The following is a 13,511-nucleotide window of genomic DNA, read 5'->3' as shown; positions in this document are numbered from 1 at the left end:
GGCGGGAGAGGCGATGCAGAACTGCTGTTAAATATAGATGTGACGGCTTAAGTCTTTCCTAACGATATGTATTTTCAGATTACCCGTCGCTCTAAAGGCAAGCTATTCACAAACATGCCATTTTTGATCCGCGCAGATTCCTGAGGTCGGATTTCGTTGCCGTTGCAGTTTCTATCGGTGAGACAATTTATCACCAGTCAGAAAACATATTCTTGAATTGCGCGCGTCCGGTCGAGGCTATAATCACGCGGGGCAAGGGGCGGGCGGTACATATCCGCCTGGATCGAGGATCATGCCAATGAAGACATTCCGCATCGCCGTCTGGGTCGGTGTCCTGATACTTGCCGGGTTTCTCGGCGCGTACACGCTCAACCTGACGAAGTCGAGGGACGTGGTGGCCGAACCGCCCTTCGGCGTGCCCTTCACCCTGGTCTCCCAAAGCGGGCAGCCGATCACCGAGCAGGCGCTGCGCGGCAAGCCGACGGCGCTGTTTTTCGGCTTCACCCATTGCCCGGAAGTCTGCCCGACGACGCTTTTCGAACTGAATGGCTGGATGGAGAAGGTCGATCCGAAGGGCGACAAGCTGCAGGCCTATTTCGTGACCGTCGATCCGGAGCGCGATACGCCTGAGATCATGAACGAATACGTCTCCAATGTTTCCAAGCGCATCATCGGCATTTCAGGCCCGCCTGACAAGATCGCCGAGGTTATCAAGGGGTTCCGCGTCTACGCCAAGAAAGTGCCGGTCGACGAGAAGGATCCGAACGGCGACTATACGATGGATCACACCGCCTCGGTCTTCCTGCTCGATTCGGCCGGGCGGTTTTCCGGAACGATCGCCTATGGCGAAAACCCGGACACGGCGGTAAAGAAGCTGGAGAATCTCGCCAGCAAGGGGTGACAGCTTCAGCGTGATGGGGCGTTGGATCGACCGGCGGCGGGCAACGGAAACGGGAAAGACCGCCTATCGTGAGTGAAATCCGCCTTTACGTGACGACGACCGAAAGCAAGGCCGAAGAGATCCTCGACCTTCTGAGCGCGGTCTTCGGTGAAGAAGACTTTGCCATCGGCACCACCGAGATCGATGAGAAGAAGGATATCTGGGAAGCCTCGATCTACATGATGGCCGAGGACGAGGCTGAGGTGCAATCCCGCGTCGAGGACGCATTGAAGGCCTCTTTCCCTGATGCCCGGCTGGAGCGGGAAGTCATCCCCGAGATCGACTGGGTGGTGAAATCGCTGGAGGGGCTGAAGCCCGTCCGGGCAGGGCGCTTCCTGGTGCATGGCTCGCATGACCGCGACAAGATCCGCCCCGGCGACATCGCCATCGAGATCGATGCCGGCCAGGCCTTCGGCACCGGCCATCATGGCACGACGGCGGGCTGCCTCGAGGTGATCGATGCCGTGGTGCGCTCGCGCCCGGTCCGCAACGCGCTCGATCTCGGCACCGGCAGCGGCGTGCTGGCGATAGCGGTGCGCAAGCTCAGGAACATACCGGTGCTGGCGACCGACATCGATCCGATCGCGACGAAGGTGGCGGCCGAGAACGTGCGCCGCAACGGCATCGCCTCGGGCATCGTCACCAGGACTGCGCCGGGCTTTCATTCGACGGCCTTTTCCGAGCACGGTCCCTTCGATCTCATCATCGCCAATATTCTTGCGCGGCCGCTGATCCGCATGGCACCGAAGCTTGCGACGCATCTTGCGCCTGGCGGATCGGTCATTCTCTCCGGCATCCTTGCCGGGCAGCGCTGGAAGGTGATTGCCGCCTATAGTGGCGCGAGGCTTCGCCATGTCAGAACCATCTGGCGCAACGGCTGGGTGACTATTCATCTCGATCGTCCTTGAGTTTTCAAGGCTGTGAGCAGGTGATTTCTCCTGCAACGCATGCCTTGCTTAAGGCAATGCGCCTCCTCCCCACCCTCATCCCTGTGCCTGTCACAGGGATCCAGCCACCGCGCGTCTGCGCGGTGAATGACTCTATACGAGCTTGAAGAGAGTTTCCCGCGCCCAAGGACTTGGGCGCACTGGATCCCTGTGACAAGCACAGGGATGAGGGCGGCGGCGGGTGCCGCATCGCCTTATCGAAAGGGAGCCGCTCCGTGAGCCTTGTTGAAGGCAAGAAAAAAGGCGGTGCCGATGGCACCGCCTTGGACCGGTCTATCCGGCCAATGCCCGCGAGCTCAAGGGGAGGAGCGCTCAAGCGGGCTCTACTGCATTCCAATAGGCCAGTCCGGGAGGGAGGAGACGGACTGGCTTTCAGGCTTAGAACGCGTAGCTGGGGGCGCCCTTGTGGCGTGTGGCCCGCTGGCCGGCGCCGAGCAGCTTGAGGCTGTCCTCGTTCTGCGGGCGGCGGGCGCCGATCACGTGACGCACGGTCTGGCGTTCGCCAGCCTGCACCGGGCTGCTATATGCGAAGCGCGAGAGAGAGGCGGTCATTTCAAGAATTCCTTTGTTATAGGTTCATCGCGAACCGTTCGATGACGCCTATATAGCTATTCTGAAATGCGGAGGCAGAGGGTTTCGCTCATGGGAGCCATGCGGCCATTGCATAAAGCGTGCCAAATTAACTTTTGGCGTCACAGTTCTGTCAAAATGTTGAGCGGCACCAGAGGTTTCGACTCGTTTGGTCGCTTTTTCTCCCCATCAGTTGAAATTTCGCTAACATGGCCGGCATCCCATTAACCGGATTCGTCTCAATCATTCGGGTTTCCAGCATGTTCCAGTCTTTCGAGGTCACTTCCACGCCGCAATTCGGCAGGGATCGCGTATCGGCGCTACGCGCCAGTTTCGATTCGCTCGGCATCGACGCCTTTCTCGTGCCGCGCGCCGACGAGTTCAACGGCGAATATGTTCCCGCATGTTCGGAGCGCTTGGCATGGCTGACGGGCTTTACCGGTTCCGCGGGTATTGCGCTCATCCTGCGCACGCAGGCGATCGTCTTTGTCGACGGGCGCTATGTGACGCAGCTTGCCGAACAGGTCGACGGTTCGGTTTTTTCGGGCGGCGATCTCGTCAACGAACCGCCGCATCTCTGGCTTGCCGCAAACGGCGGTAAGGGCCTGCGGCTCGGCATCGACCCCTGGCTGCATGCGGGTGCCGAGGTGCGCCGGCTGGAAAGAGCCCTTTCCCAGATCGGCGGCACGCTGGTCTTCCTGCCGCACAATCCGCTCGACAGGCTTTGGAGCGACCGGCCGGCCGAGCCGCTCGGCGCGGTTAGCATCCAGAACGTCGCGCAGGCCGGCGTGCTGGCGAGAGAGAAGATCGCGACGATCGCCGCCGATCTTTCGAAGAAGAATCTTGCGGCGGTGTTGATCGCCGATCCCTCTTCTGTCGCCTGGACCTTCAATATCCGCGGCGCCGACGTGCCGCACACGCCGCATCCGCTGGCGCGCGCCATCATCCATGCCGACGGCCGGGCCGAGCTCTTCCTCGACAAGCGCAAGACCGGCATCGAGCCGGAGGCCTATCTCGCGCAGATCTGCACGCAGCTGCCGCCCTCGGCGTTGGAGGAGAGGTTGGCTGCCGTTTCGAGAGATGGCGGCCGCGTGCTGATCGACCCTGATATCGCCGCCTATGCGCTGGCGGAGATCATCCGCAAGGCGGGCGGCGAAGTGGTGGAGGGCGCCGATCCCGCCAAGTTGCCGCGCGCAGTGAAGAACGACGTCGAGATCAACGGCTCGGCCGCCGCGCATCTGCAGGACGGGGCGGCGATGGTGGAATTCCTCTATTGGCTGTCGCAGACAAAGCCCGGCACGGTGAGCGAGATCGCCGCCGCCGATCATCTCGAAGCGGCGCGTGCCCGCGTCGGCCAGAGCATGCAGAACCCTCTGAAGGACATTTCCTTCGACACGATTTCGGGAGCCGGCGAACATGCAGCGATCATGCATTACCGCGTGACGACCGAGACCAACCGGATGATCGAGGCCGGCGAACTCTTTCTGATCGATTCCGGCGCGCAATATATCAACGGCACGACCGACATCACCCGCACTGTCGGCATCGGCGCGGTATCGGAGGAGCATCGGCGCTTCTTCACGCTGGTGCTGAAGGGGATGATAGAGATCAGCACGGCACGTTTTCCGAAGGGCACGCGCGGCTGCGACCTCGATCCGCTGGCGCGCATCGCGCTGTGGCGGGCCGGCGCCGATTTCGCTCACGGCACGGGCCACGGCGTCGGCTCCTATCTCTCAGTGCATGAGGGGCCGCAGCGCATCTCCAGGCTTTCGACGCAGGAACTGCTGCCCGGCATGATCCTTTCGAACGAGCCGGGTTATTATCGGCCCGGCAGTTTCGGCATCCGCATCGAGAACCTGATCTATGTGCGCGGGGCCGAGGAGATCGAGGGCGGCGATGCGCCGATGCTCGGATTCGAGACGCTGACTTTCTGCCCGATCGACCGCAGCCTCGTCATTCCCGAGCTTCTGACCCATGACGAGCTGCACTGGTTCAACGACTATCATCGCCGCACATGCGAGGCGCTGATGCCGCTCATCCACGATCACGATGTCAGGGCGTGGCTCGAAAACGCGACGCTGCCGCTGGAATATTGAGAAAACGGCATTACAGCGTCGGCGACGCTGTAGCACCTTGAATTTCTGCGCCGGCTTCGGGCCGGCGCTCAGGCGCCGATCGTGTGGCGCCAAGTCATCACGACGATCCAGGCGGCGACCAGCATCCATGTATGGGTGAAGCGCAGGCCGATGAAGAGGGCGACGATCAGCGCCAGCTTCGATTCCCAGCCGCCGATGAAGAAGGCGGGTGCGACGAGTGTCGTCAGCACGGCCGCCGGCACGGCATTCAGCGCCGCCTCCATGCGCGGGGGGATGCTTTTCATTCGGGTGATGAGGATATAGCCGCCGATGCGGGTGGCGAAGGTGGCGGCGGCTGCTGCGAGGATGACGAGCGCCATGTGAAGATCGAATTCCATGGCTCAGACCTCGTGCACTTCGGATTGGAGGGCGTCGGCTTCCAGATCCTGCGGTTGCTGCGGCAGCGGCAACAGGGCGGCGAGCACGATGCCAACGGCGGCACCGAGGCTGACATGCCAAGGCGAGCCGACGTAGCGGTAGGCGAACACGGATGCCACCGCACTGACGAGCGCCACAGGCAGGAAATTGTCTCGCTTGCGGAAGCCGAGGACGATGCCGAGGAAATAAGCCGGCAGCAGGATGTCGAGGCCGATGGCCTTGGGATCGCCGATGAAGCCGCCGAGCATGCCGCCGGCGATGCTGATCAGCACCCAGGGAATGTAGATGATGATGGCAAAGCCGAAATACCAGGCGAAGGTGAGTCGCCGGCCGGCCTCGGCGCGCTTGACCGCTTCGGCGAATTGTGGATCGACGAGCAGGAAAAAGGTAAAGAATTTCTGCACCGGCGTGAAATGGCCGATGTAGCGAGCCAGTGCCGCCGAATAGAGCACGTGGCGGAAATTGACGGCGAGGATCGACAGCACGATCAGCCAGGCGTGGACATTGTGACCGAAGAGTTCGATGCCGACCATCTGGCTGGCGCCGGCATAGACGGTGGCGCTCATGAAGGCGGCTTCGGAAAGCGACATGCCATTTTCGACCGCCAGCGCTCCGAAGAGAGCGCCAAAGGGCGCCGATGCCAGCGCAACGGCGGAGCCGCCCCGCAAACCTTCAACAAAGTCGGCGCGATTCATGTGATCTTGTCCAGTTGGAATTCAAGTTTTCCCTTATGGTCTACGGCTTGCGACGGCAATTGAATTTCCTTGATTGACCAATCGATTTTGCTGAACCATCAAAGTCCCGATCGCATTCGGCAAAGAGGCAACCATGAAAAAGATCGAATTTTCCAAGGAAGAAAAGGCTGAGATCGTTTCGCGCATCCGCGCTTATTTCGGCCGGGAACTCGATCCCATCGGCGCATTGCCGGCCGAATTCCTGCTTGACTTCTTCGCCGAGGAGATCGGGCCGTATTTCTACAATCGAGGGCTGAGAGATGCCCAGGCCGCCTTATCGACGAGAATGGAACACCTGGCCGAAGATATTCATCTTCTTGAGAGGGAGCAAAAATTCTAAAGCGCGTCGCGATCTTTCAGATTCGCTCCCTGCACTTTAAGTCTTTGTTTTTACGCATGCCGTTGTCGCAAAACCGCTGCACATTTTTGCGCGACATGCTTTAGCGCCTTAAAATCAAATCGGCCTTCACTTAACGGCAAATTATTTCTGCGCCGATATGGTCGTGACGCTTTTGTTCACCGGATTGCGTGTTATTTGGCCTTGATTGTCTCCGTTATCGATGAACCTCGATCCGCCAAGCTCGGCAAGGCGTTGATCTTTATGGTCTGGCTTGCGCTGGCGTCTGCGCTTTGCTGGTCCGAAACGGTCTGGCGTGACGAGGTTCGTGCATTGTCACTCGCCCTTCAAGGGGACAATTTCATCGATATGCTTCGCCAGATGCATGGTGAGGGCCATCCTGCTGTCTGGTATATTCTGCTGCGCGCCGCCTATGCCGTGGTCGGCTCGCCTGTCGTCCTGAAGATCGTCGCACTCACGATTGCAGCGACTGCGGCCTATCTTCTTGTTTTCAGGCTGAAACTGCCGCTTTCCATCATGCTGCTGGCGCTGTTCAGTAGCTTTTCGATTTTCGATTATGCCGCGATGTCGCGAAATTACGGCATCAGCATGCTGGTGATTTTCCTTATCGTCCTGAGTTGGGAGAAAGGAGCGCGCAACGGGATATTGCTCGGCCTGTTGTTTGCCTTGCTGGCAAATACGAACGTCCATTCGGTCGTCCTCGTCGGCGGCTTTCTCGCCTATTGGTTTTTCGATTTAATTCTGGCCCGGTCGAGGCCGCCTCTGACGGCATATCGGGCCTTTGTGACAGCCGCTGCCATTGCCGCGGTTGGAATTGTTCTATGTTTCGTAACAGTCTATCCGACCTTCAATGATACGGGGCAGAACGATCTCAGCGGCGAGAATTTCGCTTTGCTTGTCCTTCGTGCTCTTGCCCTGACCAGTTCGCATTTTATGGCGTTCTATCCCAACAGCATCCTTGAACTGGTCGTGGCGTATCCGTTGGCTGCCCAGATTTTCGCAGTGTTAATGTCCGTGCTGATCTACGGCAGCCTGTTGGCGCTGGCGAATCGGTGGCCGGCGCTGATCGCAGCGGGACTGGTTCTCTTGGGGCTTTCGCAGCTTTTTACGCTTGTCTATCCCGGCGGATACAGACATCAGGCGCTCTGGCTGGTTTTCATGATCGCGATCACCGCCTTGGCCACAGACTCTCAGCGCGACGGGGCGGGCGTTGCCGGCATCGAGGCTGCTGGCGGCATCGTAACGTTCGGGCGCCTGTGCTTCCTGATATTGCTGGCGCTACAGGTCGTGTCCGGCATCGACAAGGTCCATCAGGCCTTCATAGCCGAAATACCCCTGAGCCGAAGCAAGGATCTCGGTGCGTTCATTCAATCGCGCCCCGATCTCAAGGATGCGGTCATTATGGCGGATCCAGACTATCTGGTGGAAGCCTTGCCCTATTACGTCCCCAACCGCACCTATCTTCTGCGGGAGGAGCGGTTCGGCGCGATCGTGCGATATACCCGGAATGCGCGGCTTTCGCTCAGCCTTGCCGATATTCTGCAAACGGCACATCGATTGCAGCAGAGTGAGCATGTCCCTGTTGTCATCCTTCTTTCACAGCGGCTTGATCAGATTACTGCGCCCGTTTCCCTGCGTGAAAGCTACGTTTGGCGGTTGTCTCTGACGCCGGAAGACATTTCTGCTTTCCAGAGCGCGACAAGCCTCGTCAAGCGCTTCGGCACGGTTGCCGGAAGCGATGAGACGTTCGACGTCTACGTCCTGAAATAAGATGCCAGCCAGCAGGTTATTTGCACACGTCCACGCATTTGATCATTGTGACATGCGTCCGCATTCCGTCGATTGCGGCGGTAACACCTTCAGGAGTGGTGCCACCGTTGCAGCGCGACCAGACGAACAAGGGCCCGAGCCTATAAACGGGACGCGACGGCGCCTGCGGCCCCGCAATCGCAAAGGCACGGTCAGCCTTCGCGCTTCATCCGCTCCCGGCGTTCGATCTCAGCCTCCGAGGGCTGCGCCAGCTCGAATGTGCCTGTCTTGATTGCGCCGGCACGCTCGTAGACGCTCATGATGACGCCCGTCGTCGAGATCGTGTTGGCGGTGAGCTTCAGCGCCTCTGGCTTGGCGCCTTGACCGAACAGGCGTTTGCCCGGGCCGAGGACGAGCGGAAAAGTCAGAAGCCGGAATTCGTCGATCAGGTCATGCGCCAATAGGGTCTGCAACAGGCCGCTGCTGCCCTGTGTCAGGAGGACGGGACCGTCCTGTTGCTTCAACCGGGCGATTTCGGCGGCGGCGTCGCCACGCAGGGCGACGGAATTTGCCCAGGTGAGCGGCTCCGTGGAAGTGGTCGCGACATATTTGGTCACGGCGTTGAAGACCTTGCCGATTGGATCGTCTTTCCCGACGAAGGGCCAGTGCGCGGCGAAGATTTCGTAGGTCTTGCGGCCAAGCAGCAGTTCGAAGGGATCGGTAAAGATCCCGCCCATGAACTGGCCCATCGGCTCGTCCCAATAATTGACGGTCCAGCCGCCCTGCGTGAAGCCGCCGGTCGGATCCTCCCGCGGCCCGCCCGGCGCCTGCATGACACCGTCCAAACTGACGAAGGCTGCAGCAACAAGCTTTCTCATCTCTCAACTCCCATTGTTGGTGTGTTCAGAGCCAAGGACGGATTAGCTTGCACCGATCCGACATCCGACGCGGTTTTTTCGGGCGGTATCCGAGTTGAACTAGCCGGCCAAGGCCTTGGTGCTGTCGATGATCGCGATGCCATGCGCCAGCATCTCCTCGATGGCGGCGGCGACGCCTTCGGGCGTGATGCCGCGGCTTGCGTCCTCGATGAAGCGCACGTGGATACCAGGCATCATCTCCAGCGCGTCGAGCGCGGAAAACTTGACGCAATAGTCGGTCGCCAGCCCGCAGACGTCGAGGTCGGTGACGCCCTGATCCTCGAGGAAATCGGAAAGTCCGGTCGAGGCATCGCGGTCATTGTCGCGGAAGGCCGAATAGCTGTCAATATAGGGATTCTCGCCCTTCTGCTGGATCAGGTCGATCTCTTCGGATTTGAGTTCGGGATGCAGTTCGGCATCGAGCGTACCCTGAATGCAGTGGTCGGGCCACATCATCTGCGGCTTGCCCGACAGTTCGCCCATCTCGAAGGCGGCGGCACCCGGATGGGCGGAGGCAAAGCTGCCGTGGCCCGACGGATGCCAGTCTTGCGAAGCGACGATCAGGTCGTATTTGCCGCTGTCGATCAGTCTGTTTGCGACGGGAACCACCTTGTCGCCGTCAGGCACCGGTAGATTGCCGCCTGGACAGAAGCCGTTCTGAATATCGACGAGCAGCAGCGCTTTCATCAAGGCCAATCCCTTCGCTTTATTGCAGTGTAAGACGCCAAGCACACTGAATGGATCAACTAGTGGATTTCCAGGCGCGGACGCGCAAGTGTTAATTCTGGCACTAGCGGTAGTAAGTCGTCGAAACAGAATGCTCTAATGCAATCATTGCGATAGCTGGCGGCGGTTCTCGTGTTGAAAGGGAACGGAGGGGAGGCGCGTGCATGATTTCCGGATCGCAGACACGGCCCGCGACGGTGGCAATTGCCGGCAAATCGATCTGCCTGCGTCGGACGCTTTTGTGCTGCATCGATGGATCGAGGCTCCCCCGGCAGAGCCCGGATCTCGGCCGGCTAGACCGCCGCCACGTCTTCGGCTGCAGAGTCACCTGCTGCGGCGGAAGTGCCGTAGGTATTACGGTAGGCCTGGAGGGCCGTCTGCATGTCGCTCAGCACTTTGGTGAGGAGCGGATCGCTGTCGCCTGAAGTCTTGATGCTGTTCGGATCGGCGGCAAGAAACTCGGACTCGGTTAACTTGCCGTCGCCATTCGTATCCATCGCGGCGAAGACACCCTTGGAAGCGTCGTCGCTCTGATCGCTGCCGTCGCCCTGATCGTCACTGCCGTCGGTCTTCTGCATGGACAGCATCAGCGACAGGATGTCGGCGGTGATCTTCTTGACGATGTCGGTGCTGCTGTCGTCGCTGTCGGTCGACGCCGTAGCTGATGTCGAGGACTGCGAGGCGGCGGCCAACTCGTCCGCCGAAATGACGCCGTCGCCATTCTTGTCCAGACTGGAAAGCGGAGACTGATATTGAGTTAATGTGCTGCCGAGAGATGAAACACTGGTCACTTGAACCTCCTTCGAAAAGTTCGTCGTGAAGCCCGCCTTTCATGGGTGGGCAGCCTCTGGGCTAAGCTGATTTGCGCAAAGCGTCAAAGCGACGTTTTGACAGGGCAGAAGTGCGATTGACGGCGCGGGGCGACGCACGTTAACCTCTCGGTTACCAAAGTTTTTTCATTGGAATTATTGGCTTTTTTAGCGATTTCTTCGTCTGGGCGCGATCAAATCCATGCCGGTGTTTGTCTGAAATTGCCGTAACGCTGCGTGCGGAGGAGCCATGGGCGGAGTGCCCGGGTTTGCGCGGCTGCGACATTTCGTCTGCTTCCTGTGAGGGCGATGTCAGGCCGAGCTTGCTCCGGATCATGATTTCTGCCTTTCTTACCCTCAGCAGCAAGCCGGAACCGAAGCCATGTCCGAGCCCAATCCAGACGAAAAGATCGATGCGACGTTTCGCAACGGGTCGTTGACGGCGGCCGGGATCATCCTCGGTTTCTCGCTCAATTTCATCAGCGTCTGGGTTTCCAACCCCAATGACTGGAGCCGCATCGATATTCCGCCGATGCTGTTTCTGACCATCGGCATCGCCATCCAGGTGAAGGTCTTTGCCGATCTGCTGGCGCGCGATTCTCTCTTTGCCGTCAAATATGATCGGTCTCGCCGGCTCTTCCTGATCGGTTTGGGAATCGTCGCCACCGGAATCGGCATTGCGCTGATCAACGATATTCTTGGGCTCGGAAGGATGCGGATGCTCGGCTGAAGGTTCTCGCGTCGTGCCGAGGTGAGATCACACGCGCTCGACGAACCCGTCCAATACCCGCTTCTGTCCGGCCCGGTCGAACTCGATCGTCAGCTTGTTGCCTTCGATGCCGGTGATGTTGCCGTTGCCGAATTTCAGGTGGAACACGCGGTCGCCGAGCGTGAACCTCGACGGCTCCGACGAGGTCGATTTCGCCACCAGCTCGCCTTCGATCGTACGCCCCTTCGGGCCGCTCTCGCCGTAGCCGATGCGTTCGACGGCATGGCCGGAGCGAGTGCCCCAGTTGTCGCGCGTGGCGTCGGTCTTGTTGGCCTGGGCGCGTTTCCAGCCCGGGGTGGAATAGGAGTTGGCGAAGGGCTCGGCCTTGTCGAAGCGGGACTGGCCGTAGCCACCGCGGCCGTACCCGCCGTAGCTCTGTTCCATTTCAGCGACCTCGACATGGGTTTCCGGCAGTTCGTCGAGGAAGCGTGAGGGCAGGGTCGATTGCCAGAGGCCATGGATGCGTCGGTTGGAGACGAACCAGATGTGGCAGCGATGCTTGGCGCGGGTGATGCCGACATAGGCGAGGCGGCGTTCCTCTTCCAGGCCGGCGCGGCCGCTCTCATCCAGCGAGCGCTGGTGCGGGAAGAGGCCTTCCTCCCAGCCGGGCAGGAAGACGGTGTCGAATTCAAGGCCCTTGGCCGAGTGCAGCGTCATGATCGAGACGGCGTCGAGGTTCTCGTTGGTCTCGGCATCCATCACCAGGGAGACGTGTTCGAGGAAGCCACGCATCGACTCGAAGCTTTCCATCGAGCGGATCAGTTCCTTGAGGTTCTCAAGGCGACCGGGTGCTTCGGCGCTCTTGTCGTTCTTCCACATGTCGGTATAGCCGGACTCTTCGAGGATCTGCTCGGCCAGTTCGGTATGCGGTGTGTTTTCAAGCAGTTCCTGCCATCTGCGGAAAGATTGAATCACGTCGAAGAGCGCCTTTCGCGCCTTCGGCTTCAGCTCGTCGGTCTCGACGATGTCGGCGGCTGCCGCAAGCATCGGAATATCGCGGGCACGCGCATAGTCGTGCAGCGCGCGCACCGTCGTATCGCCGAGGCCGCGCTTCGGCGTGTTGACGATGCGCTCAAAAGCGAGGTCGTCGGAGGCTTGCGCGACAAGGCGGAAATAGGCCATGGCATCGCGGATTTCCAGGCGCTCGTAGAAGCGTGGGCCACCGATGACGCGGTAATTGAGGCCGAGGGTGACGAAGCGGTCTTCGAATTCGCGCATCTGGAAGGAGGCACGCACGAGGATCGCCATGTCGTTCAGCAGATGCTTGCCGCGCTGAAGCTGCTCGATCTCCTCGCCGATGGCGCGGGCTTCCTCCTCCGAATCCCAGGAGGCGTGGACCTGCACCTTGACGTCGTCGGGATCGGAGCGGTCGGTGAACAGCGTCTTGCCGAGGCGGCCTTCATTATGGGCGATCAGATGGGCGGCTGCGCCGAGGATATGTTCGGTCGAGCGGTAGTTGCGCTCGAGCTTGATGACCTTGGCGCCGGGGAAGTCCTTCTCGAAGCGCAGGATATTGTCGACCTCGGCGCCGCGCCAGCCATAGATCGACTGGTCGTCGTCGCCGACGCAGCAGACATTCTGCAGCTCGCCCTTGGGGCGCTGGGCGAGCAGCCTGAGCCACATGTACTGGGCGGTGTTGGTGTCCTGATACTCGTCGACGAGGATATAGCGGAAGCGGCCGTGATATTCCTTCAAGAGGTCCGGGTTCTTGCGGAAGATCGCGATCGGATGCATCAGCAGGTCGCCGAAGTCGCAGGCGTTCAGCGTCGTCAGGCGCGCCTGATAGGCAAAATAGAGATCGCGGCCGCGGCCGTTGGCAAAGGCGCGGGCATCGCCCTCGGGGATATCGGCAGGGCCGAGACCCTTGTTCTTCCAGGTATCGATCATGCCGGCGAACTGCTTGGCCGGCCAGCGCTTGTCGTCGAGGCCCTCGGCCTGGATGATCTGCTTGATCAGGCGGACGACGTCGTCGGTATCGAGAATGGTAAAATCGGAGCGCAGGCCGACGAGCTCGCCGTGGCGGCGCAGAAGTTTGACGCCGATCGAATGGAAGGTGCCGAGCCAGGGCATGCCTTCGACGGCGCCGCCGACGAGCAGCGCGATGCGCTCCTTCATCTCGCGGGCGGCCTTGTTGGTGAAGGTGACGGCGAGGATCTGCGAGGGGAAGGCGCGGCCGGTGTTGAGAATATGGGCAATGCGGGTGGTGAGCACCCGCGTCTTGCCGGTGCCAGCGCCGGCCAGCACGAGGACGGGGCCTTCCAGCGTTTCGACGGCTTCGGTCTGCTCGGGGTTCAGCCCGGCGAGGTAATCCGGCCGCTTGCCGCCGTCGCGAGCCGCCATGGCGCGGGCGGCGATGCCGCCACCGGCGGCGGGCGCGCTTTCGGCGGGGGCGGCAGGCGGCTGCGGCTTGCGCGCCATCTCGCCCGGCTCTTCGTCGAAGAAGGGCATATCGTCGAAACTATTGCTCATGGCGCGTAAT

13 protein-coding genes are annotated in these 13,511 nt (G+C 60.5%); 6 read left to right on the top strand and 7 right to left on the bottom strand.

The genetic code is table 11. The annotated features are described in order from the left end of the window. The first annotated feature begins 298 nt into the window (after positions 1–298). Positions 299–901: an SCO family protein gene (locus tag AC1ECN_RS04870; RefSeq protein ID WP_024320796.1), complete on the top strand. Its 603-nt coding sequence runs from the start codon at positions 299–301 to the stop codon at positions 899–901. 68 nt (positions 902–969) lie between these two features. Next, positions 970–1,848, top strand: a complete 879-nt coding sequence (locus AC1ECN_RS04865; RefSeq protein WP_018074160.1) for a 50S ribosomal protein L11 methyltransferase — start codon at positions 970–972, stop codon at positions 1,846–1,848. A 417-nt stretch (positions 1,849–2,265) separates the two neighbouring features. On the opposite strand, the gene AC1ECN_RS04860 is transcribed toward AC1ECN_RS04865, so the two are convergent. Next, positions 2,266–2,439: a hypothetical protein gene (locus AC1ECN_RS04860; RefSeq protein WP_003541368.1), complete on the bottom strand. Its 174-nt coding sequence runs from the start codon at positions 2,437–2,439 to the stop codon at positions 2,266–2,268. 278 nt (positions 2,440–2,717) lie between these two features. Between AC1ECN_RS04860 and AC1ECN_RS04855 the strand changes: the two genes are divergently transcribed. Next, positions 2,718–4,553 (top strand): aminopeptidase P family protein, encoded by a 1,836-nt coding sequence (locus AC1ECN_RS04855; protein WP_130672889.1) that lies wholly within the window; start codon positions 2,718–2,720, stop codon positions 4,551–4,553. A 68-nt stretch (positions 4,554–4,621) separates the two neighbouring features. Here AC1ECN_RS04855 and AC1ECN_RS04850 read toward each other — a convergent pair whose 3' ends face one another. Continuing rightward, positions 4,622–4,930 (bottom strand): AzlD family protein, encoded by a 309-nt coding sequence (locus AC1ECN_RS04850; RefSeq protein WP_018074162.1) that lies wholly within the window; start codon positions 4,928–4,930, stop codon positions 4,622–4,624. 3 nt (positions 4,931–4,933) lie between these two features. Next, complete coding sequence (locus AC1ECN_RS04845) at positions 4,934–5,665, bottom strand: AzlC family ABC transporter permease (RefSeq protein ID WP_130661944.1); 732 nt, start codon at positions 5,663–5,665, stop codon at positions 4,934–4,936. 133 nt (positions 5,666–5,798) lie between these two features. Here AC1ECN_RS04845 and AC1ECN_RS04840 point away from each other — a divergent pair, with 133 nt between their 5' ends. Continuing rightward, complete coding sequence (locus AC1ECN_RS04840) at positions 5,799–6,044, top strand: DUF2164 domain-containing protein (protein ID WP_018074164.1); 246 nt, start codon at positions 5,799–5,801, stop codon at positions 6,042–6,044. Positions 6,045–6,239: 195 nt separating this feature from the next. Beyond that, entirely contained in the window at positions 6,240–7,832 is a 1,593-nt protein-coding gene (locus tag AC1ECN_RS04835) for a hypothetical protein (RefSeq protein ID WP_130672888.1), read from the top strand. Between the two features lie 191 nt (positions 7,833–8,023). On the opposite strand, the gene AC1ECN_RS04830 is transcribed toward AC1ECN_RS04835, so the two are convergent. From AC1ECN_RS04830 to AC1ECN_RS04820, 3 genes are all read right to left on the bottom strand, one after another. Further along, the gene (locus tag AC1ECN_RS04830) at positions 8,024–8,689 is read right to left on the bottom strand and encodes a dihydrofolate reductase family protein (protein ID WP_130655894.1); all 666 of its coding nucleotides are present in this window, start codon (positions 8,687–8,689) and stop codon (positions 8,024–8,026) included. Positions 8,690–8,788: 99 nt separating this feature from the next. After that, positions 8,789–9,415, bottom strand: coding sequence for a bifunctional nicotinamidase/pyrazinamidase (pncA, locus tag AC1ECN_RS04825; protein ID WP_130655893.1), 627 nt, complete (start codon positions 9,413–9,415; stop codon positions 8,789–8,791). 332 nt (positions 9,416–9,747) lie between these two features. Next, positions 9,748–10,245: an EF-hand domain-containing protein gene (locus tag AC1ECN_RS04820; protein ID WP_130661940.1), complete on the bottom strand. Its 498-nt coding sequence runs from the start codon at positions 10,243–10,245 to the stop codon at positions 9,748–9,750. A 400-nt stretch (positions 10,246–10,645) separates the two neighbouring features. Between AC1ECN_RS04820 and AC1ECN_RS04815 the strand changes: the two genes are divergently transcribed. Beyond that, on the top strand, positions 10,646–10,993 hold the full coding sequence (locus AC1ECN_RS04815) for a hypothetical protein (RefSeq protein WP_130661939.1): 348 nt from the start codon (positions 10,646–10,648) through the stop codon (positions 10,991–10,993). Positions 10,994–11,020: 27 nt separating this feature from the next. Here the strand turns inward: AC1ECN_RS04815 and AC1ECN_RS04810 are convergent, their stop codons facing one another. Beyond that, entirely contained in the window at positions 11,021–13,501 is a 2,481-nt protein-coding gene (locus tag AC1ECN_RS04810; protein ID WP_130672887.1) for an ATP-dependent helicase, read from the bottom strand. Positions 13,502–13,511 lie beyond the last annotated feature (10 nt).

The organism is Rhizobium sp. 01N447_2, assembly GCF_056399245.1.
The sequence above is the reverse complement of the archived record's forward strand: the minus strand, read 5'-3'. Positions and strand labels throughout refer to the sequence as shown.

Bases quoted from the DNA above. Each gene is read 5' to 3' on its own strand.
- AC1ECN_RS04855 (WP_130672889.1), top strand. From the start codon at position 2,718: ATGTTCCAGTCTTTCGAGGTCACTTCCACGCCGCAATTCGGCAGGGAT.
- AC1ECN_RS04815 (WP_130661939.1), top strand. From the start codon at position 10,646: ATGTCCGAGCCCAATCCAGACGAAAAGATCGATGCGACGTTTCGCAAC.
- AC1ECN_RS04845 (WP_130661944.1), bottom strand. From the start codon at position 5,665: ATGAATCGCGCCGACTTTGTTGAAGGTTTGCGGGGCGGCTCCGCCGTT.
- AC1ECN_RS04810 (WP_130672887.1), bottom strand. From the start codon at position 13,501: ATGAGCAATAGTTTCGACGATATGCCCTTCTTCGACGAAGAGCCGGGC.
- AC1ECN_RS04830 (WP_130655894.1), bottom strand. From the start codon at position 8,689: ATGAGAAAGCTTGTTGCTGCAGCCTTCGTCAGTTTGGACGGTGTCATG.
- pncA (WP_130655893.1), bottom strand. From the start codon at position 9,415: ATGAAAGCGCTGCTGCTCGTCGATATTCAGAACGGCTTCTGTCCAGGC.
- AC1ECN_RS04840 (WP_018074164.1), top strand. From the start codon at position 5,799: ATGAAAAAGATCGAATTTTCCAAGGAAGAAAAGGCTGAGATCGTTTCG.
- AC1ECN_RS04860 (WP_003541368.1), bottom strand. From the start codon at position 2,439: ATGACCGCCTCTCTCTCGCGCTTCGCATATAGCAGCCCGGTGCAGGCT.
- AC1ECN_RS04870 (WP_024320796.1), top strand. From the start codon at position 299: ATGAAGACATTCCGCATCGCCGTCTGGGTCGGTGTCCTGATACTTGCC.
- AC1ECN_RS04850 (WP_018074162.1), bottom strand. From the start codon at position 4,930: ATGGAATTCGATCTTCACATGGCGCTCGTCATCCTCGCAGCAGCCGCC.